We start from the raw sequence: 25,432 nt of genomic DNA on the forward strand, positions 1-25,432 counted from the left end.
GGAACCTCAAGCGGCCATTTCCCGTTATAAGCAAGGCGATTAGCACGCGCTCGGTGACGCGCCGCTCCGGCCGATTGCCGGTGGCTGTGTCTGGTGATGGAACGGCCTACGATGGCAACGGGGAAGTATGTCTCGTCCTCACACCCCGGTGGATCCGCCGGGGTAGACCTGCGAGGAGCTTTACAAAAGTGGCAGCCATTCTCGACAAGATCCTTCGCGCCGGCGAAGGCAAGACTCTGCGTAAGCTCAAGCGCATCGCCGAGCAGGTCAACTCCGTCGAAGAGGACTTCAAGAGCCTGTCCGACTCCGAGCTTCGCGCGCTCACAGCCGAGTACAAGCAGCGTCATGCCGACGGGGAGTCCCTCGAGGACCTGATGCCGGAGGCGTTCGCGACCGTTCGCGAGGCCGCCCGCCGGGTCCTCGGGCAGCGTCACTTCGACGTGCAGATCATGGGCGGCGCCAACCTCCACATGGGCAACATCTCGGAGATGCGCACCGGTGAGGGCAAGACGCTCACCTGTACGCTGCCCGCCTACCTCAACGCCATCTCGGGCAAGGGCGTCCACGTCGTCACGGTCAACGACTACCTGGCCAAGCGCGACGCCGACACGATGGGCCGCGTCCACCGCTTCCTCGGTCTCGAGGTCGGCGTGATCCTGGCCAACATGCCGCCCGAGGAGCGCCGCAAGCAGTACAGCGCGGACATCACCTACGGCACGAACAACGAGTTCGGCTTCGACTACCTGCGCGACAACATGGCCTGGTCCATGGAGGAGTGCGTCCAGCGCGGCCACAACTTCGCCGTCGTCGACGAGGTCGACTCCATCCTCATCGACGAGGCTCGCACCCCGCTGATCATCTCCGGCCCCGGCGAGCAGTCCGGCAAGTGGTACGCCGAGTTCGCCAAGATCGTGCCCCGGCTCCGGCGCGGCGTGGAGGGCAAGGACGGCGAGGAGAGCACCGGCGACTACGTCGTGGACGAGAAGAAGCGCACCGTCGGCATCCTCGAGGCCGGTGTCGAGCGCGTCGAGGACTGGCTGGGCGTCGACAACCTCTACAAGCCGGAGCACACCCACCTGGTGCAGTTCCTGAACAACGCCCTCAAGGCCAAGGAACTGTTCAAGAAGGACAAGGACTACATCGTCGTCGACGGCGAGGTCCTGATCGTCGACGAGTTCACCGGGCGTGTGCTGCACGGCCGCCGCTACAACGAGGGCATGCACCAGGCCATCGAGGCCAAGGAAGGCGTGAAGGTCAAGGACGAGAACCAGACCCTCGCCACCATCACCCTGCAGAACTACTTCCGCCTCTACGAGAAGCTCGCCGGCATGACCGGTACGGCCGCCACCGAGGCGAACGAGTTCCACCAGACCTACAAGCTCGGCGTCGTCCCGATCCCGACCAACCGTCCGATGATCCGCAGGGACGTGGCTGACGTGGTCTACAAGACCGAGGACGCCAAGTTCCAGGCGTGCGTCGACGACATCAAGGACCGCTACGAGAAGGGCCAGCCGGTCCTGGTCGGCACCACGAGCGTGGAGAAGTCCGAGAAGCTCTCCCGCATGCTGAAGCGCCAGGGCGTGCCGCACGAGGTGCTGAACGCGAAGAACCACGCGCGCGAGGCCGCGATCATCGCCGAGGCGGGCCGCAAGCACGCCGTCACGGTCGCCACAAACATGGCCGGCCGAGGCACCGACATCATGCTCGGCGGCAACCCCGAGTTCCGGGCCGACCTGGAGCTTCAGCAGCGCGGCCTGTCGCCCTCCGAGACCCCGGAGGAGTACGAGAAGGCCTGGCCCGAGGCTCTGGAGAAGGCCAAGGAGGCCGTCAAGGCCGAGCACGAGGAGGTCGTCGAGCTCGGCGGTCTCTACGTGCTGGGCACCGAGCGGCACGAGTCCCGGCGCATCGACAACCAGCTTCGCGGCCGTTCCGGCCGTCAGGGCGACCCCGGCGAGTCCCGCTTCTACCTGTCCCTCGAGGACGACCTGATGCGGCTGTTCAACTCGGCCCGGGTCGAGACGATCATGACGCGGCTCAACATCCCGGACGACGTGCCGATCGAGTCCGGCATCGTGTCGAAGGCCATCGCCTCCGCCCAGCACCAGGTCGAGCAGCAGAACTTCGAGATCCGGAAGAACGTCCTCAAGTACGACGAGGTCATGAACCGGCAGCGCAAGGTCATCTACGGCGAGCGGCTCCGGGTGCTGGAGGGCGCCGACCTGCATGAGCAGGTGCGCGGTTTCGTCACCGAAGTGATCGACGACTACGTCAAGGCGGCGACGGCGGAGGGCTTCGCCGAGGAGTGGGACCTCGACAAGCTCTGGAAGGCGTTCGGCCAGCTCTACCCGATCTCGCTGACGGTGGACCAGCTCGTCGAGGAGGTCGGCGGGGACAAGGAGGACCTGTCCGCCCAGCTCCTCGGCGAGAAGATCCAGGAGGACGCGCTCCGCGCCTACGACCAGCGCGAGGAGGAGCTCGGCTCCGAGGCCATGCGCGAGCTGGAGCGCCGGGTCATCCTCTCGGTGCTCGACCGCAAGTGGCGTGAGCACCTCTACGAGATGGACTACCTCCAGGAGGGCATCGGCATGCGCGCCTATGCCCAGAAGGACCCGCTGATCGAGTACCAGCGCGAGGGCTTCGAGATGTTCTCGGCGATGCTCGACGGCATCAAGGAGGAGTCGGTCGGCTACCTGTTCAACCTCGAGGTCGAGGTGCAGGCCAACCCGATCGTGGAGGAGAACGCCGAAGTCGACGCGGCGGTCGCGGAGACCGGCTCGATCATCGCCCGGGCGCTGCGCCAGCCGGCCAGGCCGACCGAGATGGTCTACACCGCGCCGGGCGAGAGCGGCGACGTCGAGGTCAGCCGGGTCCGGTCCACTCCGGAGCAGCGAGCGGCCTACGGCAACGTCGAGCGCAACGCGCCCTGCCCGTGTGGCTCGGGCAAGAAGTACAAGCGCTGCCACGGCGACCCCAGGAACGCCGGCGCGTAGTGAGCGACGAAACCCCCGCCGGGCAGGTCCCGGCGGGGGTTTCGCGTCTCCGCACGCGGCCGGTCGCCGTTTCTCTCACATGCGGCCTATGCCGTCTCGAAGTCGGTGACCAGCCACTGCACGCCGTACCGTTCGAGGCGCAGGGCGAGCACGCGGCTGCGCGTGCCGCAGTGGATCAGCAGGCACATCTCGACCACGCCGGCGCGTGGCTGCTGGATGTGCGGCAGGCCGACCAGCGGCGGACGCTGGGTCTCGATCATCCTTCCGGCCCGGATCAGCTCCCGGTAGGCCCGCTCGGACAGCCGGTCCTGGACGGTCTCCGGTGGCCGGCGCCCGCAGAGGATCTCCGCCACCGCCTGGCCCAGGCCGCGCAGCCGCCGCTCGTCGGGCAGCGACCCGGGTGGTGCGATGATGATCGAGCCCCTGGAGGCCGCCGTGCCGTTCTCGCCGGGATCCCGGGCCAGGGCGAGCGAGCCGTACGTTCTGGGCGTGGCGCCCCTGACCTCCCGCTCATCGTCGTACGGAGGCTCCGCGGAGGGGACGGACACGAGCCGGGGCAGGGGGATCGGCTTGGGCATCGGGACTCCGTTGTCGTCGTCGGACCTGACGACTAATAGAGGTTCCGGGCGCGCGGCCTGATACAGCGGCCGCCAACTTTGCCGATCACCGGGCCGTTATGAGCGAATTCGCGGGGGAACATTCTGTGCGGTTGGCGCGGACCAAGGGATGTCGATACCGTTTCCGGCGCATAATCGCCGCGATAATCGGCAGCCGGAATTGCGGGGAAGACGGCAGGGGCGCCCGGGATCATCGGACGCCCCTGCTCATGAGGTGAGGTGCTGCGAAAGGGTCAGACGCGGGTGCGCGGTGATTCGATTGCTTCGCCGGAGTCCTCGTCGGGCTCCGGCTCGCGGCCCGGCGTCATGATGTTCAGCCTCTTGATCAGGAAGCTGAAGACCGCGTAATAGACGAAGAAGTAGACGACGCCTATCAACATGATCAGCAGGAAGTTGTGCGTGTTCCCCTTGGTCGCGTTGAGCCCGGCGTCGATCACACCCGCGGAGAACCCGAAGCCGAGCCGCCCGTCGAGCGCCGCGACCAGGGCCATGGAGATGCCGGTGAGGAGCGCGTGCACGACGAACAGCACCGGGGCCACGAAGATGAACGCGAACTCGATCGGCTCGGTGATGCCGGTGACGAACGAGATCAGCGCCGAGGAGATCATGATCGAGCCGACAGCCCCGCGACGGTGCGGCGGGGCGGCCCGCCAGATGGCGAGGGCGGCGGCCGGCAGGCCGAACATCATGACCGGGAAGAAGCCCGCCATGAACGCGCCCGCGCCGTCCTGGCCGGCGAAGTAGCAGTTCAGGTCGCCCGCGGCGTGGGTCGCGCCGACGGCACACTCCGGCACGGTGAACCAGACGATCGAGTTGACGAAGTGGTGCAGACCGAAGGGGATCAGCGCCCGGTTGACCACGCCGTAGATTCCCGCGCCCACCGTGGAGTTGTGGGCCAGCCAGTCACCGAAGGTGGTGAGGCCCTGGCCGATCGGCGGCCAGATGAGCCCGAAGATCACGGCGAGGATCAGCGCGGCCAGCGCGGTGAGGATCGGGACGAAGCGGCGGCCGCCGAAGAACGCCAGCCAGGCGGGCAGCTTGACCCGGTAGTACCGCTGCCACAGGACGGCCGCGACGATGCCGATCAGGATGCCGCCCAGCACGCCCGTGGGGTTGGCGGAAGCGAGGTTGAGCACCTCGTTGGGCTTGCCGTCCCCCCCGACGACGTTCTGCGCCACCTTCTTGTGCACGGCCAGATCCGCCGACGCGTCGAAGAACATCAGGTGCGTGACCCGGTCCCAGACGAGGTAGCCGACGACGGCGGCGAGCGCGGTCGAGCCGTCGGACCGCCGGGCGAAGCCGACGGCGACACCGATGGCGAACAGCAGCGGCAGGGCGGCGAAAAGCGCGTCTCCGGCGCCGCCGACGATCTGCGCGATCTTGTCCAGCGTCGCGTTGTCCGTACGGCCCAGCAGGTCGTCCTGGCCGACGCGGAGAAGGATGGCCGCGGCGGGCAGCGCCGCGATGGGAAGCATGAGGGAGCGGCCGATACGGGACAGCACGGCCATCGCCGGGGACTGCTGTCCGGGAGCGGCGGGCAGACCCGCGTCAGCGGACGTGGAACTCATTTCGTTTCCTCCAGGGAGGGGGGATACGGGAGGAGACCGTTAGGAGCGTCTGGTCGGAATCTCGAGAAGAGTCCGGAGCTGGTAGCGGTCAGCGCGATAAGTGGAGACCCCGAGTTCGGCGCATACCCCTCCGGCGAAGGACCGGCGCTGCAGCAGCAGGACGGCCCCGCCACGGGGCAGCTTGAGCAGGTCGGCGTCGCCTGGATCGGCGATGCCGCCGTCGATGGTGAGCTCCCCGCCGTCCAGCACGAGGCCGTATCGGGACTCGAGCAGGGCGTACAGGGATAGGCCGGTCAGGTCATAGGCATCGAGATCAGGAGCGAGCACGACCGGGATGTGGGCGCGCTCGATGCTCAGCGGTTCCCCGTCCGCTGTGCGCAACCGCTCGATGAAGTGCACGGCGTCCCCAGGCTGTATACCGAGTTCCCGTGCGAGATGGGCGCTGGCCCGGACCACTCGGCGGTCCAGGTCGCGGGAGCCCGGCTCCATGCCGCGCGCCCGCATGTCGTCGCTGAAAGAGGTGAGCTGGAGGGCCAGTTCGATCTTCGGACGCGCGACGAACGTGCCCTTGCCGGGGACCCGGTGCAGGCGGCCCTCGGACACAAGGTGGTCCACGGCCTGACGTACTGTCATCCGTGACAGGCCGAAGCGCTGGCACAGCTCGCGTTCCGAGGGGATCGCCGCACCGATCGGCAGCTCGTTGCTCTCGATGAGGTCGAGCAGAATCTCCCGAAGCTGGAAGTACTTCGGCACCGGGCTGTCCGGATCGATCTGGGCCACTGATCCCTCCCCTCTCGATCTGACCAGACGAATAAGTTATGGTTCGTACTGGTCTAGTCCGGACTAGACCACAGCCCAGAAATGTGTGTCAATGTGTGGGCCGGCGTCGGATCGGTAACGGCCCTCTCCCTCTCGCCACCAAGGATGAGCACCGGATGACGACCAAGATGCGCAGCGAGATCGCCGAGCAGCCTGCCGCGCTGCGGGCGACGCTGGACGCCCTGCTTCCTCGAACCGGGGAGGTAGAGGAGCTCGCGCGAGACACCCGTCAACTGCTGTTCATCGCGCGCGGCACCTCCGACAACGCGGCGGTGTACGGCCGCTACCTGATCGAGGCGCGGGCGGGCCGCCTGTCGGCGCTCGCCGCCCCCTCGATCGCCACGACGTACCGGCGCAGACTCGACCTCGACGGCGTGCTGGCCGTGGGCCTGTCCCAGTCCGGCCGCACCGAGGAGATCGTCGAGACCCTGCAGTGGGCGAAGGACTGCGGCGCGAAGACCGTGGCCATCACCAACGGCGGCGAGCAGTCGCCGCTGGCCCTGGCCGCCGACCTCGCCCTGTGCACGCTCGCCGGCGAGGAGAAGGCCGTCCCGGCGACCAAGACGTACACCACGCAGCTCGCGGCGCTGGCCGTGCTCGCGCTCGGCCTCGGCGCCGACGTCGACCGCGACGACCTTCAGCGGGTGCCGGACGCGGTGGAGAAGCTCATCTCCGACCCCGGCGACCTGGACGCGATCGTCGAGGGCCTCGCCGACAAGCCCGGCGTGGTCGTGTCCGGCCGCGGCCTGGCGTTCTCGACCGCGCTGGAGATCGCGCTCAAGCTCAAGGAGGCGTGCTACCTGCACGCCATGGGCCTGTCGTACGCCGACCTGCTGCACGGCCCGATCGCGGTCGTGGACGAGGACACCCCGGCGATCCTCGTCGCGGCGGGCGAGGGCCCGACGCTGGCGGGCACGGTGTCGCTGGCGCAGCGGGTGACCGCCGCGGGCGCGTCGGCCTTCGGCGTCGGCGGCGGAACCGAGCTGGCCGCCGCCTCCACAGCCGCGCTCAACGGACCTGACCTGCCCGAGTGGGTGGCCCCGCTGGGGCTCATCGTTCCCGGGCAGTTGCTCACCGAGGCGCTCGCGCGCAGGCTCGGTATCGACCCGGACGCCCCCCGTGGTCTGAACAAGGTCACTCAGACCGACTGAATGGAGAACCCCCATGGCTGCGGACGCCGAGGCGATCATCGCCGGGCTCGGTGGTGCTGACAACATCATCGAGATCGAGCCGTGCATCACACGGTTGCGCACCGAGGTGCACGACGCCTCGAAGGTGGACCAGGCCGCCCTCAAGGCCGCCGGGGCCCATGGAGTGATGGCGGCCGGCAACGTCGTGCAGGTCGTGGTGGGCCCGGAGGCCGACACGATCGCCAGTGACATCGAGGACATCATCGGCTGACGCTCGTGCGTGCGGCTCACGCCGGCTGCCCGCTCCATGGGGCCTGTGCCGGCGTGAGACCGCTAGGACAGGGGCGAACCCGCATCGGCTCCGCGCTTCGCCGGCGGGCCGGTGCCGGGTTCGGGGATGTCACACGCGAACCCCCCGCCGGCATCGAGCTCGGCGACGCGTCGCCGACGCGTCGGCGGATGTTCGGCGGACGCTTCGACGGGGATGCCTGACGGGATCTCAGGGAAGGGCGCTTCATTGACGACTGTTCTCGCCCCGGTCGCCGGGACGGTGATCGGCCTCGTGGCCGTGCCGGACCCGGTGTTCTCGCAGGCCATGGTGGGCCCGGGAACGGCGATCGACCCCGCCCGCGAGCCCGTTGAGGCCGTGGCCCCCATCGACGGCACCATCATCAAGCTGCATCCGCACGCCTACGTCGTCGTCGGGGACGACGGCAGGGGGGTCCTCGTGCATCTCGGCATCGACACGGTCCAGCTCAAGGGCGAGGGCTTCCGGCTGCTCGCGGCCGAGGGCGACCACGTCGAGGCCGGTCAGCCCGTGGTGGCCTGGAACCCCGCGACCGTCGAGGCGGGCGGCCGGTCACCGGTCTGCCCGGTCGTGGCGCTCGACGCCTCCGCCGATGCCGTTCACGTCCTCGCCGAAGGCCCCGTGAGCGCCGGCGACGAGCTCTTCCAGTGGGCGTGATGGAGGCCGCGCTCTTCGACCTGGACGGCACGCTGATCAACACTGAGCCGCGGAGCCTCGCCCTGTGGCGCATGCTGCTGGAGAACCACGACATCCCGCACGACGAGGACCTGCTGCGGCGCTTCATGGGCCGCCGCAGCTCCGACGTCCTGCCCGAGCTGTTCCCGGACGCCGACATCGAGGCGCTGATCGCCGAGGTTCGCTCCTATTACGACCGTCCCGGCCTGCCCGGCATCCTGCCGGTTCCAGGTGCGGCCGACCTGGTCCGGCGGGTGGTGGAGGCCGGCTCGCCGGTCGCGCTGGTCACCTCGGCCCATCGCAGCTGGGCCCTCGACCGGCTCAACGAGGTGGGCGTCGCCCATCTGGTCCAGACCATTGTGACGGCGGAGGACGTCGCGGTGGGCAAGCCCGACCCCGCCGGGTTCCTGACGGCCGCCGACCGGCTCGGGGTCGAACCCGTCCGCTGTGTGGTGTTCGAGGACTCCCTCGCCGGGATCGCCGCCGCGCGGGCGGCGGGGATGACATGTGTCGGAGTGGCGACCACGCATCATCCCGATGAACTTTCCCACGCAGACCTGGTAATCGCCGATCTGTCGGGTATTGATTGGCCTTTGACCGAGATATAGGTGGTCTGGACCGCCTGCAGCAAGAGGAGGAATCGTGGCCGAACGCAAGGTCAGCGTGGCATCCGAGGTCGGGTTGCACGCCCGCCCGGCGGCGACGTTCGTGCAGACCGCGGCCAAGGCGCCCTTCGACGTGACCATCGCGAAGGCGGGGGGTCAGCCCGTTAACGCGAAGAGCATCCTGTCGGTGCTCGCCCTCGACGTCCGTCAGGGGGAGTCCGTCGTCATCACCGCCGAGGGCGAGGGCGCCGAAGAGTTGCTCGACCAGCTCGCCGAGATCGCGTCGGCGTCCTGACACCCGTGGACGAGGACGACACCGAGATCGGGCGGCTGCTCGCGGGCACGGGGGTCAGCCCCGGAGCCGCGTACGGCCCGGCATATCCGGTCGTGGGGAACATCCCCGAGCCTGACGGCGACTCCCGGCACGACGGCGACGCCGGGGCCGAGCGAGACCGGGCCGAGCGGGCGCTGGAGCAGGTCGCCGCCGACCTGGAGGCGCGGGGCGTCCAGGCGGGGGGCGAGGCCCAGGAGGTGCTCGGCGCGCAGGCCATGATGGCCCGTGACCCGGGGCTCGCGGACGAGGTGGCCGCGCTGATCGACCAGGGCGTCACCGCTCCGAGAGCCGTCTTCGACGCTTTCAAGAAATATCGGGATCTGCTCGCGGCTGCCGGGGGGTACCTCGGCGAGCGTGTCTCCGACCTCGACGACATCCGCGACCGCACGATCGCGGTGCTCACCGGCCTGCCGATGCCGGGCGTGCCCACCACGGCCGCCGAGCCGTACGTGCTGGTCGCCCGTGATCTCGCCCCCGCCGACACCGCTCTGCTGACCAGGGACGTCGTCGCCGCCTTCGTGACCGAGCAGGGCGGCCCCACCAGCCACACGGCCATCCTCGCGCGCTCGTTGGGCGTGCCGGCCGTCGTCGGCTGCGCGGGCGCGACCGCGATCCCGCCGGGCACGCCCGTGCTGGTCGACGGGGCCTCCGGTGACGTACGGCTCTCGCCCTCCGACCAGGAGATCGCCGGAGCCCGCGACGCCGACCAGGCCAGGCGGGCCGTGCTCTCGGCCACGACCGGTCCCGGCGCCACCGCCGACGGCCATGCCGTACCGCTGCTCGCCAACATCGGCGGCCCGCGCGACCTCGACGCCGCGCTCGCGGCCGGGGCCGAGGGCGTGGGCCTCTACCGCACGGAGTTCCTCTTCCTCGACCGGGAGACCGCCCCTTCGGCCGAGGAGCAGGAGCAGGCATACCGGGCGGTTTTTGAGGCGTTCCCCGGCGGGAGGGTCGTCGTCAGGACGCTCGACGCGGGCGCCGACAAGCCGCTCGCCTTCCTGCCGCCTCCCGAAGAGGAGCCCAACCCCGCACTCGGCGAGCGTGGCGTTCGCCTGTTCCGGCGGTATCCGGACATCATGGCCGCCCAGCTCGGCGCGCTGGCCCGCGCTGTGGCCGGTACGTCGGCGAAGGCCGAGGTCATGGCCCCGATGGTGGCCACCGTCGACGAGGCGGCGTGGTTCGCGGAGGCCTGCCGTACGGCGGGGCTGTCCAGCGCCGGGATCATGATCGAAGTGCCCTCGGCGGCGCTCCGGGCCGCGGACCTGATCGGGGCCGTCGACTTCTTCTCGATCGGCACGAACGACCTCACGCAGTACGCGCTGGCCGCAGACCGTCAGGTCAGCGCCGTCTCCGAGCTCCAGGACCCCTGGCAGCCCGCTGTGCTCGACCTCATCGCGCTGGCGGCCTCGGCCGCTACGGCCGCGGGCAAGGGCTGCGGGGTCTGCGGCGAGGCGGCGGCGGACCCGGTCCTCGCCTGTGTGCTCGTCGGCCTGGGGGTGACCTCGCTCTCCATGGCCTCTCCCGCGTTGCCGTGGGTCCGCGCCGCGCTCGGACGGCACACGCTGGACCAGTGCCGCACGGCCGCCGCCGCGGCACGGTCGGCGACGTCGGCGGGCGCGGCGAAGGCGGCCGCGTGGGCCGAGCTTCCCGGCCTCGGAGCGCTCGCGCTGTGAGGCACGGCAGACGCTGTGAGCTTTGGCAGCGAGCGGTCCGCGAGCGTAGATAACGTAAAGAGGTGTCAGGACTGCGGCGCCGGATCGGGCGCGAGGCGAGGCGGGGGGCCAGGCGAGGGGCCAGGCGGGGGGCAGTCGGCCTCCTGGCTTTCATCGTGACGGGCTGCTCCGCCGGCCTGGGGAGCAGCGCGCCGCCCTCCACCCGCTCTCCCGCCGCGCCGTCGGCCGCGCCCACGGCTGTGCCGTCCACTACTGTGCCGCCCTCGACTTCCGCGCCCTCGGCGGAGCCGTCAGAGAGCGAGACGGGCCCGTCCACCCCGGCGGACGTCTCGGACGCGCTCGCCGGGATGACCGTCGAGGACAAGGTCGGCCAGCTCTTCGTGACCGTCGTGTACGGCTCGCACGCCGGCTCCTCCAGCAAGGAGAACCAGGCGAGGTACGGCGTGGCCACCCCGGCCGAGGTGGTGGCGAAATACCGGCCCGGCGGGGTGATCCTCTTCCCGTGGGCGGGCAACGTGTCCAGCGCCACGCAGGTCGCCGCGCTCACCACCGGCCTGCGGGAGGCGTCCTCGAAGACCCCGCTGCTGATCGGCGTCGACCAGGAGAACGGGCTCGTTTCGCGGCTGCGCCCACTGGTCACGGAGTTGCCCGGCGCGATGGCCATCGGCTCGACCGGCGACCCCAGGAACGCGCGGGACGCGGCACGGGTGACCGGCGAGGAGTTGCGGGCACTGGGCATCTCCCTCGACTACGCCCCGGTCGCGGACGTCAACATCAACCCGCGCAACCCGGTGATCGGCCCGCGGGCCTACGGGTCCGATCCGCGTGAGGTCGCCACTATGGTCGGCGCGGCGGTCGACGGCTTCCACGCCGCCGGCGTCGCCTCGGCGGCCAAGCACTTCCCCGGGCACGGCGACACGTCCGTCGACAGCCACACCGGGCTCCCCGTCATCCGGCATTCGATGGCGCAGTGGGAGAAGCTGGACGCGCCGCCATTCCGCGCGGCCATCGCGCGGGGCGTCGACGCGATCATGTCGGCCCACGTCGTCATGCCGAAGCTCGACCCCTCCGGCGATCCTTCGACGCTGTCCCGCAAGATCCTGACCGGGCTGCTCCGCGAGAAACTGGGCTTCGACGGTGTGATCACCACCGACGCGCTCGACATGGCGGGCGTCCGGAAGAAGTACGGCGACGCGGAGGTGGCGGTGCGGGCCATCCTGGCCGGGGCCGACATGCTGCTGATGCCGCCGGACTTCCGCACGGCGTACGGCGCCGTCCTCAAGGCGGTCCAGACGGGACGGATCAGCGAGGAGCGGCTGAACGAGTCAGTGACGCGGATCCTTCACCTGAAGGAGTCGCGCGGCGTGTTCGACGCGGCGCACACGGATCCCGGCGCCCTGAAGTCGAGCGAGCACCTCAAGGTCGCCAAGCGGATCCGCGAAGCCGCGGCCGCCCGCGCGCAGTCCCTGCCGATGCGCGCCCTGTGACGGGGCCCCTTATCCTGTACGGCGTGTCAACAGACGGAGCCGTGCTCAAGGGTGTGCTGATCGACTGGGGTGGGGTGCTCACGACGAGCATGGCCGACTCCATCGCCGAATGGATCGAGGCCGACCGCATCGACTCCGGCCACTACCGGGACGTCATGCGTGAACTCATCCTCCATGCTTACGAGGCCGGCGCCGCGCCGGGGGAGAACCCGATCCACGCGCTGGAGCGGGGTGAGGTCCCGGCGGCCGAGTTCGAGCGCAGCCTGGCCGCCCGGCTGCGGACGCTCGACGGTGTGCCGCCCGAGGCCGACGGCCTGCTGACCCGGATGTTCGCCGGGTTCCGGCCGGTGGAAGAGATGCACGACATGCTGCGCCTGGCCCGCGCGGCCGGGCTCGCCACCTGCCTGGTGTCCAACTCGTGGGCCAACGACTACCCCCGGGACCTGTGGGACGGGCTCTTCGACGCCATCGTCATCTCCGGCGAGGTCGGCATGCGCAAGCCCGAGCCGCGCATTTTCGAGCACGCGCTCGGAATGGTAGCCCTGCCGGCCGAGCGGTGCGTGTTCATCGACGACATCAAGGCCAACATCGAGGCCGCCGAGGCGCTCGGCTTCGTCGGCATTCACCACAGCGACGCGTCGGCCACCATCGCCGAGATGGAGCGGCTGTTCAGCCTTCCGTTCAGGCCGTGAGCTCGCGGGGCCGCGCATCCCGGGCACGTCCAATACCGAAATATCGTGACAATACTCGTGAGTCGAGGAACGCATGCGCGTGTATCTGCCGTGCACGCTCCCCGCGCTGGCCCAGGTGGCCGCGGCGGGCGAGCTTGGACCGGCCCCGCTGACCGGCTACGCCGTGACCCCCGCGCTGATCGAGTGGTATGTCTCGGGTGACACCGAGGAGCTTGAGTACGTCGCGCTCACCGAGGCCGCCCGCGCCTCTCTGCGCATGCTGGTCGCGGACCGCGCCGACGGCGTCGAGGTGGCCGCCCGGCGCGTCGTCGTCGCGGCCGACGTGCCCGACGACATCGTGAAAATCGGCCCCCACCTGGAGGAACGTGCCCGGGTGCGGCTGCTGCAGCCGGTGCCGCTCGGCATGCTCGCCTCCGTCCACGTGGACGACCCCACCGCCGTCGAGGACATCGACGCGGCGATCGCCGCACTCCCGGCCGCCGACCGGGGAGACGACGACGCCCAGTTCGCCGTGGACGGCGCCGAGGATCACGAGCTGATGTGGTATGCCACGCAGGAGATCCCCGACCTCCTGACCTGACCTCGTCTGACCTCACAGTCGTCTGACATGACCGTCGGGGTTCACGGAAATGTCATAGGTGCGGTCTATCCTCGGGAGCGATATGACGCACATAGTTTGGGACTGGAACGGCACGCTGTTCCACGACATCGACGCAGTCGTCGGGGCGACGAACGAGCTCTTCCAGCCGTACGGCCTGGGCCCCTTCGACGCGGACAGTTTCCGCGAGGTCTACACCCGCCCGATCTGGGTTGCCTACGAGCGCATGCTGGGGCGGCCGCTCAAGGAAGGCGAATGGGAGCTGCTCGACCTGGGGTTCCATGAGCACTACCACCGGCTGATGCTGGCCTGCCAGCTCGCCGACGGCGCCACGGCCAGCCTGCGGGCCTGGGAGGACGGCGGACGGACCCAGTCGCTGCTGTCAATGTGGGGCCACGAGCGGCTGGTCGGAAAGGTCGGCGAGTTCGGCATCGACGGGCACTTCATCCGGGTCGACGGGCTGCGCTCCGCCTCCGGCGGGACCAAGGCCGAGCACATGGTCGAGCATCTCAAGGCGCTCGACCTGGATCCGGCGAAGGTGGTCGTCATCGGCGACAGCGTGGACGACGCGCACGCGGCCCAGCACGTCGGCGCCCGCGCGATCCTCTACACGGGTGGCATGACCAAGCGTTCGGAGCTCCAGCGCGTGGGCGTCCCCGTCGTCGACTCGCTCGCCGACGCTCTCGACAGGGTCTGACGCGCCGGACCGCTCGGCGAGGCCCCGTGGGGCCAACTGCCGTGCCACGTGTCGGGCTCTCCCGGTGCCGCGCATGGTCTGCGGGCATGGCGCGCCTGAGTCATCGCACCCGGGTGTGGCGCCGGAGCGTGGCTCACCCGGACTCGGCGGCCCAGCATGGTGCCGGGTCCACGTGGGGGCCTCGGGTGTATGCGCGGCCGGGGCCGGGGGTATGCGACGGATGAGCTCGGCATTGGACGGCTTCAGTTGCGTGCGATAGCCGTACCCTTGGGCACGAGCCATGCCGAAACCCCCCACGGAGGCCACGATTAACCGCCTCGTTCTCTGGAACGTTGATCTCACCCTGGTCGATGTCACCATCGTGGCCCGCGATGCCTACGCGGACGCGTTCCGGATGGTCACCGGGCGGCCGCTCGTCAAGCTCGCGCCCGCGATGGGCCGCCCCGACTCCGAGATCATCTTCGAGACGCTGGCCATCAACGGCATCGTGGTCGAGGACTATCACCTGCCGCGTTTCCTCGACGCGCTCGCGGTGTCCTTCGGCGACAAGCACAGGCGATTGGCGAAAGAGGGGCGGACGATGCCGGGGGCCAAGGACGCGCTCAAGGCCGTCTCGCGGCTCGACGGGGTCGTCCAGTCCGTGCTGACCGGCACTATCAAGGGCAACGCCGTGCACAAGCTGAAGGCCTTCGGGCTCGACAAGTGGGTCGACTTCGAGGTGGGCGGCTACGGCGAGGAGGTCTATCCCAAGGCCACGCTGCTGCAGGTGGCGCAAGGGAGGGCCAAGGCGAAGTACGGCGCGGCGTTCACCTCGGGCAACACCGTGCTCGTCGGCGACTCCACCCGCGACGTCCAGGCCGCCAGGATCGGCGGCGCGGCCATGATCGCCATCGCGTCGGGCCGGTCCACGGCGGCCGAACTGCACGAGGCGGGCGCGGACATCGTGCTGCCCGACCTGTCGAACGCCTCCGAGGTCGTGGCCGCCGTCGCCCGCCTCACCACGCCCGCCGACCGCAAGGCGGGCTGAGCCACCAGGCCTTCCTCGGTCTCGCCGCTCGCGGCGCCCTCGCTGACCACGGCCCGCATGAGCCGCCGCGGCGCGGACACGGCGCCCGCTTCCAGCGGGCGGGGGGCGGAGGGGCCGTCCGGGACGAGCCGCGATCGACCACCTCAGAGGCCATATAGGGCCCACATATGACCGGCCCCTTCTATGTGGGCGGCGATGGTGACATACGGGCCGCCCCTCGTAAGGATGGGCACATGGTTGAGGAAGGCGCGCTGCTCTGGGAGCCCACACCGGACGTCGTCCGCGACGCTCGGATCACCCGTTTCATGGAACGGCTCGGCCGGCCGGTGGACTACCAGGACATGTGGCAGTGGTCGGTCGAGTCTCCGGCCGATTTCTGGACATCGATATGGGACTACTTCGGTGTGCTCGGTGAGCGTGGTGACGGGCCCGTCATCAGTGGGACGATGCCGGACGCGAAATGGTTCGCCGGAACGACGACCAATTACGCCGAGAACGCGCTGCGCGGCGATCCCGACCGCCTTGCCGTGATTTTCCGTGACGAAGCGGGGAGCCGGCGCACGTACACCCTTGGTGAGCTGCGCGAGGAGGTCGGCCGGGTCCGCGCCGGGCTCGTACGGCTCGGCGTCGGCCGTGGCGACCGGGTGGCCGGATATGTTCCGAACATCCCGCAAGCGCTGATCGCCTTCCTGGCGACCGCTTCGCTGGGGGCGATCTGGTCGTCGTGCTCGCCGGACTTCGGCGCACCGAGCGTCATCGACCGATTCACCCAGATCGAGCCGAAAGTCCTCATCGCGGTGGACGGCTACCGGTACGGCGGCAAGTCCTTCGACCGCTCGGACGTGGTTCGCGACATCGCCGCCAAGCTGCCCGGCCTCGTGGCGACCGTATGGATCGACCACCTCGCGCCGGGTCAGGAGGACGCGGGCCGTACGGCCGTGCCCGGCGGGGAGAGCGCGGGCGGTTCGGCGAGGGCGGCGCGGGAGTCGACCTGGCAGGAGCTGCGGGCCGAGGCCACCGGGCCCCAGTTCGAGGGGGCGGCGTTCGAGGGGACACAGTTCGAGCGGGTGCCGTTCGACCATCCGCTCTGGGTGCTGTACTCGTCCGGCACGACCGGCCTGCCCAAGCCCATCGTGCACGGGCACGGCGGCATCGTGCTGGAGCACCTGAAGTCGATCTCCTTCCACCAGGACCTCGGCGAGGGCGATGTGTTCTTCTGGTACACCACCACCGGCTGGATGATGTGGAACTACCTCATCGGCGGACTGCTCGTGGGGGCCACCGTCCTCCTCTACGACGGCAGCGCGACCCACCCGGAGACCGGCGCCCTGTGGAACCTGGTGGCCGAAGAGGGCGTCACCTACTTCGGCACCGGCGCGCCGTACCTCATCGCGTCGATGAAGGCGGGGCTGAAGCCGGTCGGGCTGGAGCGGCTGCGGGGGATCGGCTCGACGGGCTCACCGCTGCCGCCGGAGGGCTTCGCCTGGGTCTACTCCGACGTGAAGTCCGGCGTGCAGCTCGGGTCGTTCTCCGGCGGCACCGATGTGTGCACGGGCTTCGTGGGCGCGGTGCCGCTGCTGCCGATCAGGGCGGGCGTGATCCCATGCCGCTGCCTGGGCGCCCTCGTGGAGGCCTTCGACCCCTCGGGCGTTCCCGTGGTCGGCGAGGTGGGGGAGCTGGTGGTGACCCGGCCCATGCCCTCGATGCCGGTCATGTTCTGGAACGACCCCTCAGGAGACCGCTATCGCGAGTCGTACTTCGCCGACTACCCCGGCGTCTGGCGGCACGGTGACTGGATCAAGATCCTTCCTGACGGGAGCTGCGTCATCTACGGCCGCTCGGACTCGACCCTCAACAGGGGAGGGGTCCGGATGGGCACCAGCGAGTTCTACCGGGTCGTCGAACGCTTCGAGGAGATCACCGACAGCCTGGTGATCGACACGGGCAGGCTCGGCCAGGACGGCAGGCTGCTGCTCTACGTCACCCTCGGGGAGGGGGAGACCCTGTCCGACGATCTGGTCTCCCGGCTGCGTACGGCCCTGCGGACCGAGCTGTCCCCCCGCCACGTGCCCGACGAGATCCACGAGGTCCCAGGCATCCCCCGGACGCTGTCCGGCAAGAAGCTTGAGGTGCCGGTACGGAAGATCCTTCTCGGCACTCCCGTCGAGCAGGCCGCCAACCCCGACGCCATGGCCAATCCCGAGGTCCTCGGCTATTTCACCCCCCGCCTCCCTCTCCGGCGTGATCATGCATAGGTTCCTTCGTCGGCCGTCTGCCTGCGATCAGACGCCCTGGGGGAGGCGGAACAGGCGGGACGGGTCGTAGGTGGCCTTGACCTGGGCGAGGCGGGCGGCGTTGGCCCCGTAGTACTGCTGCCGCCAGCCGCCCAGCTCCGGGTCGATGTAGTTGACGTAGGCGTGGTCGCCGAAGTGCGGGCGCATCGCCGCGTGCGCCGCCCGGGTCCAGGCCGCCGCCCCGGCGAAGTGCGCGTAGTACTGCACGGTGAACAGGGCCTGCCGGTGGGGGAAGGCGGTCGCGTCGGGCCGCACGCGGCCCACGGCGCCGCCGAGCGCGTCGAGCAGCACGGAGTGCCGCCCACCGGCGGCCACCTGGGCCACCAGCGCCTTGATCCCGGCAGCGGACAGGGGTGTGTAGGCGATATGCGACTTGGCGCTGAACGAGTCGCGGACGAGTTGCCCGCTCGTGTTCTGGCCCGGCAGCGTGCCGGGCCGGTGGCACTGCGCCACCGACAGCGACGAGCAGCCCGCCATCACCATCATGGCGTGGTCGTATGCCGACTGCTTCACATAGCGGCTCGACGGGCCGGTCCCGATCCGGTCCACCAGCTTCCGCAGCAGCGCCTCGCAGCCCGCCTTGCCGCCCACGTAGAGGCCGCCGACCATGACGTCGAGCGACGGGTCGTGGTTGAGGTGCAGGTTCGACCAGAGCGCGTCCGGCGCGAACGGCGCCCAGGCCTGCCACGCCTTCAGCACGGCGGCGGCCTTGGCCCACGGCCAGTGCAGGAAGAAGACGGTGACGTCTCGGGTCGTGTGGGTGCGGAACGTGAACGAGGTCGCCACGCCGAAGTTGCCGCCGCCGCCCCCGCGAGAGGCCCAGTAGAGGTCCGGGTTGGCCGTGGCGGACGCGGTCAGCAGCCGCCCGTCGGCCGTCACGATCTGCGCCGACTCCAGGACGTCGCAGGTCAGGCCGTATTTCCTGGACACCACGCCGATGCCGCCGCCGAGGGTCAGGCCGGCGACGCCCACCGTGGGGCACGACCCCGCGGGGATGCTGACGCCGTGCGCGGCCAGCTTCGAGTACACGTCGACCAGCCGCGCTCCCGCGCCCACCGTGGCGTGGCCGCCCGAGTAGGAGACCCTGCTCATGGGCGACACGTCGATGACGAGACCCGGCCCGGTGGACCAGCCCGCGTAGCTGTGGCCGCCCGACCGGGAGGTCACCGGCACGCCGAACCTCCGCGCGAAGCTCACGCACTCCGCCACGTCCGCCGGGTTCTCGCAGTAGGCCACGGCGGCCGGCCGTACCGCGTCGTAGGCCGTGTTGAACAGGCGCCGGGCCTGGTCGTAGGACGCGTCGCCCGGACGGATGAGCCGCCCGTCGAGGCCACGGGCGAGCGCCGCCCAGTCTGGCGTGCGGGGGGCGGCCAGGGCGGCGCCCGTACCCGATACGACAACCGTCCCGGCCATGGCCGAAACGCGAAGGAAGCTTCGCCGATCCATCGTGATCACTCTCCGAGGCATTGATCTACCTCGTGAGACGTGCCGCTATCCGGTCGGGTTGGTTACATTAAGGTCACTTCGCTCCGATCCGGAGGGCCAGCGCGGGGCACATCTCGACGGCCTTCTGCGCCTCGCCGCTCAGCCATGACGGGATGCCGCTGTCCATGAGCACCGGGTAGCCGTGGTGGTCGAGCTTGACCAGCTCGGGGACGAGGTGCGCGCACAGCCCGTGGCCCTGGCAGCGGGTCCAGTCGACGACCAGCCTGACCTCGGACTCGTCCGTCATCGGCAGCGGCAGCACCTCACGCACCGGCCGCCCGCAGGTCCCGTGGATCCGGTGCTCCTCCACGTCGTCGGCGAAGGCCTCGATCGCGGACAGCACGAACCTGGCCGTGCCGTCGGGATGGAAGCAGGCCCCCCTTCCCCGTACGGCCGTCGCGGCCCGCCGTACGAGATCGGAACCGCCGGGCGCGCCGTCGGCGAGCTCGGCCATCGCCCGCGCCAGGTCGGGCAGGCCCAACCGGCAGGGCCCGCACTGGCCGGCCGACTGCGCGGCGAGGTAGTTCGCCACGCGCACGGTCTCCCCGAGGGGGCAGGTCTCGCCGCCGAGCGCGACCACGATGCCCGCGCCCAGCTCGCCTCCGGCGTCGGACGCGCCCCGCCGGGACACGATCGCCCCGTACGCGTCGGCGGCCGACAGCCACTTCCCGTGGTAGCCGCCGAGCAGCACGCCGTCGCCGACGGTGGCCTCGCACAGGTCCAGCACGGCCGCCAGCGGAATCCCGGGAGTCACCTCGACGACGGCCGGGAAGACGACCGAGCCGCCGACGGTCAGGAGTATCGTCCCCGGCTCCTGTACGGTTCCCACCGACGCGTACTCCTGGGGGCCGAGCTCCGCGAGGACCGCGAGCTGGGCGAAGGTCTCGGTGTTGGACAGGAGCGTCGGCCGGCCGTACACGCCGCTGTCGCTCGACCTCGTCTTGCGGCCGGGCGGCATGCCGGCCTCGCCGTTCACGGCCCGGACCAGGGCGCCGCCCTCGCCGGAGATGAACCGCTCCTGGATGCCGACCACCCGGACGCATCCGCCGAGGCCGCGCTCCACGACGGCGGCGGTCACCGAGCTCTCCGCGAGCTCTCCGGCGGCGACGGCGACGACCACCTCCCTGGCGTTGAGCGCGCTCGCCGCGAGCAGGGCGCCCTCCAGGACGAGATGCGGGGCCCGGGTGAGCAGCATCTTGTCCTTCATGCTGGCCGGCTCTCCCTCGGCGGCGTTCACGAGGACGACCGTCTCGGAGTCGCGGGCGCGGGCGGCCACGGCGCGCAGCTTCCGCGCGAAGGGGAAGGCCGCGCCGCCGCGGCCGCGCAGGTCCACCTCCTCGGCCATGGAGATGAGCGAGTCGACCGTCTCGCCGGAGAGCTGGTCGTGGACGGTGTAGTGGGTGTTCAGATCGAGCCTGCGGTGCTCGCCGAGCCCGGCGGTGAGCCGTGCCGGGCCGAGCTGCCTGACCTGGGAGACGCGATAGGGAATCACACGATCCTCCGTAGCCTGGTGTCCTGCGGCTTGTGTGCCGGCTTGCGTGCCGGCTTGTGTGCGCTGCCGATCGGGACGGCGTCCGTTCCGGTGCGGCCGAGGAGGCCGACGGGCTGTGCCACCGGCTCCGACGCCGGCTGGGGTGTCGTTCGCGGCGCCGTCCGGGGTCTGAGCCGCGCCACCTGTCCGTGGGAACGCGAGAGCGTGGGCAGCGTCCGCGCGCGCCGGGCGTCGCGCTCCTCCGCCGGGGCCACGGCGGCGGCCGGCCGGGCGGCGGCCACGACCCGGAGCAGCAGGGCCGAGCCGACCGCCACCAGGCAGACGACGTAGCTCCAGCTCACCCAGGCGGCGGGGGTCCGGCCGCTCACGAGGCCGTGGAGGACGGACAGCGGCCAGGCGAGGTAGGCGAGATCGTGCAGGATCCGCCAGGTCCACGGCCGCTCCGCCTGGGCGAACCGGCCGCGCATCACCCCGGTGGCGACGACCACGATCATCAGGTCGGACGCCAGGGCGCCCATCCCCACGTACACCGAGGTCGTGGGGACGACCGAGCCGTAGGCCGGGACGAGCCCCGTCGCGATCTTCATCCCGATGTGGGTGACGAGGAAGCCGACGCCGATCAGCGCCGCGGCCCGGTGGACGAGCTGGGCGCGGACCCGGTGCGGGATCGGCAGGACGATGCGGTCGGTGGCGGCCAGCCCGAGCGCCACCGTGGTCGTGAGGGCGAGGAGGGAGAAGACGCCCGCGTAGAAGGTGAGAAAGGCCTGCGCCTCGGCCAGGAACCGCGCGCCGGCGCCGCTGCGGGCGGCGAGCAGCGCTCCGCTGATGACCAGCGTGACGACGGCGCCGAGGCCGATGCGCACGCCGCGGCTGTTCAGATCGAGGCCGGCGTCTGGCCGGGTGTGCCGTGGAGCCCGTCGGTGTGGCACTGATTCCTCCGTCGGATGAACCTGTGAAATTGCTGTGCCGGGGTGGCCTCAGGCGAGTGGTTTTGAGATCGCCGTGCTGGGGCTGACTCGTCTCCTGAGACCTTTGGTGAGGGTGCGGGCTCGGGACCGGAACTGGAACTGGTACTGGAACTGGGTGCCGCTCCCCGTCCTCGGATGGCGGTCCTCAGGCGGGGGTGGACTGCGTAGGACCGGACGGAGAACGGCACGTCCTGGTGGTGTCCGGACGCGCGGTCAGCAGCGGCGGCCGCGGTTGATGCAGCTCACGACGGACGCCATGAGCCGGTCCGGCATCACGTTCTCGAAGTCGGCGTGGTCGGTGACCGGGTTGTGCTGCTGCTCCGGGAAGCTGTCCACCGCGAACGACGGACCCCGGGCCACCGAGTAGGCGAGCGTCATGCGCAGTTGTGGGATCGCCCGGGTTCCCGCGGGGCAGGCGCCGTTCGCGCCCGGGAACAGGACGTGCGTTCTGTGGTTGGCGCTGTCGGTGTTCTGGCCGTCCCAGCAGCTCGGGAAGTCCAGGATCCGCAGCACCAGGCTGCCTCTCGGGCAGAGGGGATATTTCGCGGTGACCCGGTTGGTGAAGCCCGTGCAACTCCACTGCGCGCGGGCGTTCGCGCCGCCGTTGGTCGCCGCCTTGGCGTCCCCGGTGATCAGGCGGAGGAACCTGGGCATCGCGACGACCCTGCTGAACCGGTTGCCCCGGAACTGCAGCGACACGAACCTCGCCCGGAGGATCTGCCCGACGTTCCCGTCCGCCGCGCCGCCCGGCTCGTCCGAGTGGGCGGCCCGGAAGGCGGCCCCCGCGGCCTCGTCCTGCGAGGCCGCGTCGTTTCGAGCGGTGTCGTCCTGAGAGCCGGTGTCGTTCTGAGAGCCGGTGCCGGTCGAGAGCCCGTCCTCTGGGGAGGCCGGGTCGCGCCGCGAGGCGGTAGCCGTACCCGACGGCGTGGCCGTGGGGCTTCGCGTGGCCGTGGGAGACACCGTGGGAGACACCGGGGGTGACGCGCTGGGGGAGGCCGTGGGTGATGGGCTGGGCTGTGTTTTTGGGCCCGTACGGCTCCGCAGGACCGGCCAGAAGTAGGCCGACCTGTCGCCGAACCGGCACGTGGTGCCGCCGGCGGCCAGGCTCTGGTCGGTGGAGAACCCGTTGGTGGTCAGGTTGCCGACGTAGTCGTGGACGTGGTGGGCGCCGTTGGACACGCCGGGGGCGACGATGTGGTTGTCGGAGTTGCGGTGACCGTTCTCGTTCCGGCCGCAGAGGGAGGTGAACGAGCCACGCCCCGCCCGGACGCCCGTGTTGCCGGGAGCCGCCCGGGTGATGTCGATGAAGTCCTCCAGGGCGGGGCCGACGTCCTCGCATTCGGCGCCCTGGACGGCGGGGTCGCAGTGGTCGGCCACGGCGGGCCGGGTCACCCCCACGAGCGAGCCGCCCAGCAGCACGCCGGCCATGGCGAGCATCAACCGTTTTCGCATGGTTCCTCCAAGAGCATGGTTCCTCCAGAAGCCGGTTCTTTCAGGAACCGGTTCCTTCGGAGACCGGGCTAGACCGATGGGGTGGGAAGCGTGGAGTAGTCCACGAGGCCCGTGCTTTCGAGCAGGGACATGTGCTTCATCACCACGTTCACGGCGCGGGTGGCGAAGGCCCTGATCAGCTCGTTGCGAGTGCCGGCGCGAACCGCGGAGACCACGGTGAAGACCTTGCCGTGGGCGCCGCGGAGCCGGTCGGCGAAGATCCGGTCGAAGTCGGCTCCCCGGCTGGCCGACATCTCGTCCAGCCAGTGCCGCTGGTCCGGGTTGGGCTGGTCGGGCAGGGGGACGCCCAGCTTGGCGGCGAGCTCCCGCACCTCGGCGTCGAGCTTGGTGTGGTCGGTCACCAGATGCATGCCGACGTCCTTCACCTTCTCGCTGGCCGCGCGGTCCTGGGCCCACCGCCCTGCGGGGATCTCCCAGAGCCCCGCCCACCGGACCCGGACCAGCAGGTCCCGGTCGGCCGGGCTGAGCGGGCCCCACCGCGTCTGCTGGATCGCCTGTGTCTGGGTCCAGCCCGCCTGGGCCTCCCCTCGGGGGACGACCACGATGACCGCGACGGCCGCCGCGAGCAGGAAGACGCCGAACACCAGGAGTTCGCCGAACCGGAACCGCATCGTGCCTCCTTTCGTGACCTTCGGTCGGAGGTACGCGGCGGTATCGGAGGCGGTTCAGGAAATAGTTAGAAATGACTGGAGTTACGGGAGTGCTGTACGTGACAGTAACGCCGGTGCAAATATGTGGCCGTGCGTCGACAACTCGACAGCCGGTTCGTGCGTCTGGACTCCAACGACGACCCTGATCGGGATGATCGTCTGATCAGGGAGCTGTACCGCGAGTTCGGTGGTCCGCTGCTGCGTCACGTGCGAAAGACGACCGGCAACGACCTGCAATGGGCTGAGGACGTCGTCCAGGAGACGCTCGTCCGTGCCTGGCGGAACTCGGCGAAGCTGACGTGGGAACCCGGCCTCCTGTGGGCCTGGCTCCTCACCGTGGCCCGCCGCATCGTGATCGACGGGCGCCGCAGGCGTGGCGTCCGCCCAAGGGAGGTGGAAGCTCCCGACGACGACAGCCTCGCCGTTCCGGATGGGTCCGACCGCACGCTGGCGGCCATCGTGGTCGCTGACGCGCTCCGCGGTCTGTCGGCCCAGCACCGGGAAGTTATCGAAGAGACATACTTACGGGACCGTACGGTAAGCGAAGCCGCCGAGGTTCTGGGAATCCCAGCGGGTACCGTGAAGTCGAGACTCTTCTATGCCCTGCGCGCGCTACGCACGGCCCTGAAAGAGAGGGGGGTGGCCAGCTGATGTCCGCGTCGTCGCCTCACTTCGATGTGGCCGCCTATGCCCTTGGAGTGCTCGACGACGACGAGTCCGAAGCGTTCGAGCTGCACCTCGACGAATGCGCGCAGTGCCGGGCGGAGTTGCTGGAGAGCCAGGACCTGCCCGGCATGCTCGACGACCTCAAGTTCGCCCCTCTCGAGTCCGACTCCGTGTCCCCCGAGCGGACCCGCCCCTGACACGCGCGTCAAGTTGACGTTTGTGCCGTTTTGGGGTGATATCGGGTGCGGTGGCGCTGAAATTCCGGTTCGATGGAGAGCCTGCTGCGCTGCCGGAGGAGTGAGGCATGGCTGCGACGCCGGAACGGCGACCCCGGAAGGGGGATGCGCTGCCACCTCCCCGTCTTTTCGGTGAGGAGGGCGCCCGCCTCTCCTACGGTGAATACCTGCGCCTGACGGAGCTTCTCGATCAGCAGGCCCCGCAGTCGGGCGCCAGCGACGAGCTGCTCTTCATCACCATCCACCAGGTCTACGAGCTGTGGTTCAAGCTGCTCCTGCACGAGCTGGAGCAGGCGAGGGACGCCATGATGGAGGGCGCCCTGTGGCGGGCCAGGCAGCTGTTCCGGCGGGTCCACGCCGTGGAGCGGGTTCTGGTCGAGCAGGTCCAGGTTCTGGAGACCATGACGCCGCAGGACTTCCTGGAGTTCCGGTCGGTCCTCGCCCCGGCGAGCGGGTTCCAGTCGGTCCAGTTCCGGGAGCTGGAGTTCCTCTCCGGCGCGAAGGACCCGTCATATCTGGAGCGGCTCAGGGACGCCAGTGACGGGGAACTCGCCAGGCTGAGACGGCGGCTGGCGGAACCCACTTTGTGGGATGCTTACCTCACCGCTCTCTCCCAGCGTGGCCTGGCCGTCTCCGACGAGGAGATCATGGACTCCCTGCTGGTTGTGGCAAGGAATCGTGGATCGCACGACGATCTGTGGGAACTGGCCGAGGGTCTCGTGACCCACGACGAGACGACCGCGCTCTGGCGGATGCGGCACGTTCAGATGGTCGAGCGCCAGATCGGCACGAAATCTGGTACCGGCGGCTCGTCCGGGGCACCGTACCTGCGGGGACGGACACGGATGCATTTCTTTCCCCTGCTATGGGAACTACGGGCCTGGCTGTGAATCAAGAGGCTCACAAGGGA

At 70.1% G+C, this 25,432-nt stretch carries 24 protein-coding genes; 16 read left to right on the forward strand and 8 right to left on the reverse strand.

The genetic code is table 11. The features are described 5' to 3' along the window. The first annotated feature begins 188 nt into the window (after window positions 1-188). The gene (gene secA, locus ABH927_RS21525) at window positions 189-2,990 is read left to right on the forward strand and encodes a preprotein translocase subunit SecA (RefSeq protein ID WP_370024051.1); all 2,802 of its coding nucleotides are present in this window, start codon (window positions 189-191) and stop codon (window positions 2,988-2,990) included. 86 nt (window positions 2,991-3,076) lie between these two features. On the opposite strand, the gene ABH927_RS21530 is transcribed toward secA, so the two are convergent. The 3 genes from ABH927_RS21530 to ABH927_RS21540 all read right to left on the reverse strand — a co-directional run bounded on the left by ABH927_RS21530 (window position 3,077) and on the right by ABH927_RS21540 (window position 5,955). Next, the gene (locus ABH927_RS21530; RefSeq protein ID WP_370024052.1) at window positions 3,077-3,568 is read right to left on the reverse strand and encodes an Rv3235 family protein; all 492 of its coding nucleotides are present in this window, start codon (window positions 3,566-3,568) and stop codon (window positions 3,077-3,079) included. A 272-nt stretch (window positions 3,569-3,840) separates the two neighbouring features. Next, window positions 3,841-5,175, reverse strand: a complete 1,335-nt coding sequence (locus tag ABH927_RS21535) for a PTS transporter subunit EIIC (protein WP_370024053.1) — start codon at window positions 5,173-5,175, stop codon at window positions 3,841-3,843. 39 nt (window positions 5,176-5,214) lie between these two features. After that, window positions 5,215-5,955, reverse strand: coding sequence for a GntR family transcriptional regulator (locus ABH927_RS21540; RefSeq protein WP_261581400.1), 741 nt, complete (start codon window positions 5,953-5,955; stop codon window positions 5,215-5,217). A 155-nt stretch (window positions 5,956-6,110) separates the two neighbouring features. Here ABH927_RS21540 and ABH927_RS21545 point away from each other — a divergent pair, with 155 nt between their 5' ends. From ABH927_RS21545 to ABH927_RS21600, 12 genes are all read left to right on the forward strand, one after another. Further along, window positions 6,111-7,145, forward strand: coding sequence for an SIS domain-containing protein (locus ABH927_RS21545; protein ID WP_370024054.1), 1,035 nt, complete (start codon window positions 6,111-6,113; stop codon window positions 7,143-7,145). A 13-nt stretch (window positions 7,146-7,158) separates the two neighbouring features. Beyond that, window positions 7,159-7,395 (forward strand): PTS glucose/sucrose transporter subunit IIB, encoded by a 237-nt coding sequence (locus ABH927_RS21550; RefSeq protein WP_261581403.1) that lies wholly within the window; start codon window positions 7,159-7,161, stop codon window positions 7,393-7,395. Between the two features lie 246 nt (window positions 7,396-7,641). After that, complete coding sequence (locus ABH927_RS21555; protein ID WP_370024055.1) at window positions 7,642-8,088, forward strand: PTS glucose transporter subunit IIA; 447 nt, start codon at window positions 7,642-7,644, stop codon at window positions 8,086-8,088. Next, complete coding sequence (locus ABH927_RS21560; RefSeq protein WP_370024056.1) at window positions 8,088-8,714, forward strand: HAD family hydrolase; 627 nt, start codon at window positions 8,088-8,090, stop codon at window positions 8,712-8,714. Before ABH927_RS21555 ends, ABH927_RS21560 begins: the two co-directional genes overlap by 1 nt. A gap of 34 nt (window positions 8,715-8,748) precedes the next feature. Then, window positions 8,749-9,006 (forward strand): HPr family phosphocarrier protein, encoded by a 258-nt coding sequence (locus tag ABH927_RS21565; RefSeq protein WP_370024057.1) that lies wholly within the window; start codon window positions 8,749-8,751, stop codon window positions 9,004-9,006. Window positions 9,007-9,011: 5 nt separating this feature from the next. After that, a complete protein-coding gene (gene ptsP / locus ABH927_RS21570; RefSeq protein ID WP_370024058.1) occupies window positions 9,012-10,718 on the forward strand; it encodes a phosphoenolpyruvate--protein phosphotransferase in 1,707 nt (568 codons plus the stop codon). 62 nt (window positions 10,719-10,780) lie between these two features. After that, window positions 10,781-12,205, forward strand: a complete 1,425-nt coding sequence (nagZ, locus tag ABH927_RS21575; protein WP_370024059.1) for a beta-N-acetylhexosaminidase — start codon at window positions 10,781-10,783, stop codon at window positions 12,203-12,205. A 23-nt stretch (window positions 12,206-12,228) separates the two neighbouring features. After that, entirely contained in the window at window positions 12,229-12,897 is a 669-nt protein-coding gene (locus ABH927_RS21580; protein WP_370024060.1) for an HAD family hydrolase, read from the forward strand. A gap of 73 nt (window positions 12,898-12,970) precedes the next feature. Next, window positions 12,971-13,477, forward strand: a complete 507-nt coding sequence (locus ABH927_RS21585) for a DUF6912 family protein (RefSeq protein WP_370024061.1) — start codon at window positions 12,971-12,973, stop codon at window positions 13,475-13,477. An 82-nt stretch (window positions 13,478-13,559) separates the two neighbouring features. Continuing rightward, the gene (locus ABH927_RS21590) at window positions 13,560-14,192 is read left to right on the forward strand and encodes an HAD family hydrolase (RefSeq protein ID WP_370024062.1); all 633 of its coding nucleotides are present in this window, start codon (window positions 13,560-13,562) and stop codon (window positions 14,190-14,192) included. Between the two features lie 280 nt (window positions 14,193-14,472). Then, on the forward strand, window positions 14,473-15,219 hold the full coding sequence (locus ABH927_RS21595; protein WP_370024063.1) for an HAD family hydrolase: 747 nt from the start codon (window positions 14,473-14,475) through the stop codon (window positions 15,217-15,219). A 233-nt stretch (window positions 15,220-15,452) separates the two neighbouring features. Further along, window positions 15,453-17,474: an acetoacetate--CoA ligase gene (locus ABH927_RS21600; RefSeq protein ID WP_370024064.1), complete on the forward strand. Its 2,022-nt coding sequence runs from the start codon at window positions 15,453-15,455 to the stop codon at window positions 17,472-17,474. Window positions 17,475-17,501: 27 nt separating this feature from the next. Here the strand turns inward: ABH927_RS21600 and ABH927_RS21605 are convergent, their stop codons facing one another. The 5 genes from ABH927_RS21605 to ABH927_RS21625 all read right to left on the reverse strand — a co-directional run bounded on the left by ABH927_RS21605 (window position 17,502) and on the right by ABH927_RS21625 (window position 23,581). Beyond that, window positions 17,502-18,926 (reverse strand): FAD-binding oxidoreductase, encoded by a 1,425-nt coding sequence (locus ABH927_RS21605; RefSeq protein ID WP_370024065.1) that lies wholly within the window; start codon window positions 18,924-18,926, stop codon window positions 17,502-17,504. Between the two features lie 106 nt (window positions 18,927-19,032). After that, the gene (locus ABH927_RS21610) at window positions 19,033-20,490 is read right to left on the reverse strand and encodes an NADH-ubiquinone oxidoreductase-F iron-sulfur binding region domain-containing protein (protein ID WP_370024066.1); all 1,458 of its coding nucleotides are present in this window, start codon (window positions 20,488-20,490) and stop codon (window positions 19,033-19,035) included. Further along, the gene (locus ABH927_RS21615; RefSeq protein ID WP_370024067.1) at window positions 20,487-21,419 is read right to left on the reverse strand and encodes a hypothetical protein; all 933 of its coding nucleotides are present in this window, start codon (window positions 21,417-21,419) and stop codon (window positions 20,487-20,489) included. The genes ABH927_RS21610 and ABH927_RS21615 overlap by 4 nt, the downstream gene beginning before the upstream one ends. Window positions 21,420-21,671: 252 nt before the next feature. Then, window positions 21,672-22,910 carry a DUF1996 domain-containing protein gene (locus ABH927_RS21620; protein ID WP_370024068.1) on the reverse strand — a complete coding sequence of 413 codons (1,239 nt, stop codon included), beginning with the start codon at window positions 22,908-22,910 and terminating at the stop codon, window positions 21,672-21,674. 68 nt (window positions 22,911-22,978) lie between these two features. Then, window positions 22,979-23,581, reverse strand: a complete 603-nt coding sequence (locus ABH927_RS21625; RefSeq protein ID WP_370024069.1) for a DUF4142 domain-containing protein — start codon at window positions 23,579-23,581, stop codon at window positions 22,979-22,981. A gap of 162 nt (window positions 23,582-23,743) precedes the next feature. On the opposite strand from ABH927_RS21625, the gene ABH927_RS21630 reads away from it, so the two are divergent. From ABH927_RS21630 to ABH927_RS21640, 3 genes are all read left to right on the forward strand, one after another. Then, window positions 23,744-24,271, forward strand: coding sequence for a sigma-70 family RNA polymerase sigma factor (locus ABH927_RS21630; RefSeq protein ID WP_370024126.1), 528 nt, complete (start codon window positions 23,744-23,746; stop codon window positions 24,269-24,271). Next, on the forward strand, window positions 24,271-24,483 hold the full coding sequence (locus ABH927_RS21635; RefSeq protein ID WP_261581426.1) for a zf-HC2 domain-containing protein: 213 nt from the start codon (window positions 24,271-24,273) through the stop codon (window positions 24,481-24,483). The genes ABH927_RS21630 and ABH927_RS21635 overlap by 1 nt, the downstream gene beginning before the upstream one ends. A 107-nt stretch (window positions 24,484-24,590) precedes the next feature. Beyond that, a complete protein-coding gene (locus tag ABH927_RS21640) occupies window positions 24,591-25,412 on the forward strand; it encodes a tryptophan 2,3-dioxygenase (RefSeq protein ID WP_370024070.1) in 822 nt (273 codons plus the stop codon). The last annotated feature ends 20 nt before the right edge of the window (window positions 25,413-25,432 follow it).

Origin of the sequence: Planotetraspora sp. GP83 (genome assembly GCF_041262585.1) — a bacterium.
GTDB lineage: Bacteria > Actinomycetota > Actinomycetes > Streptosporangiales > Streptosporangiaceae > JAOEGB01.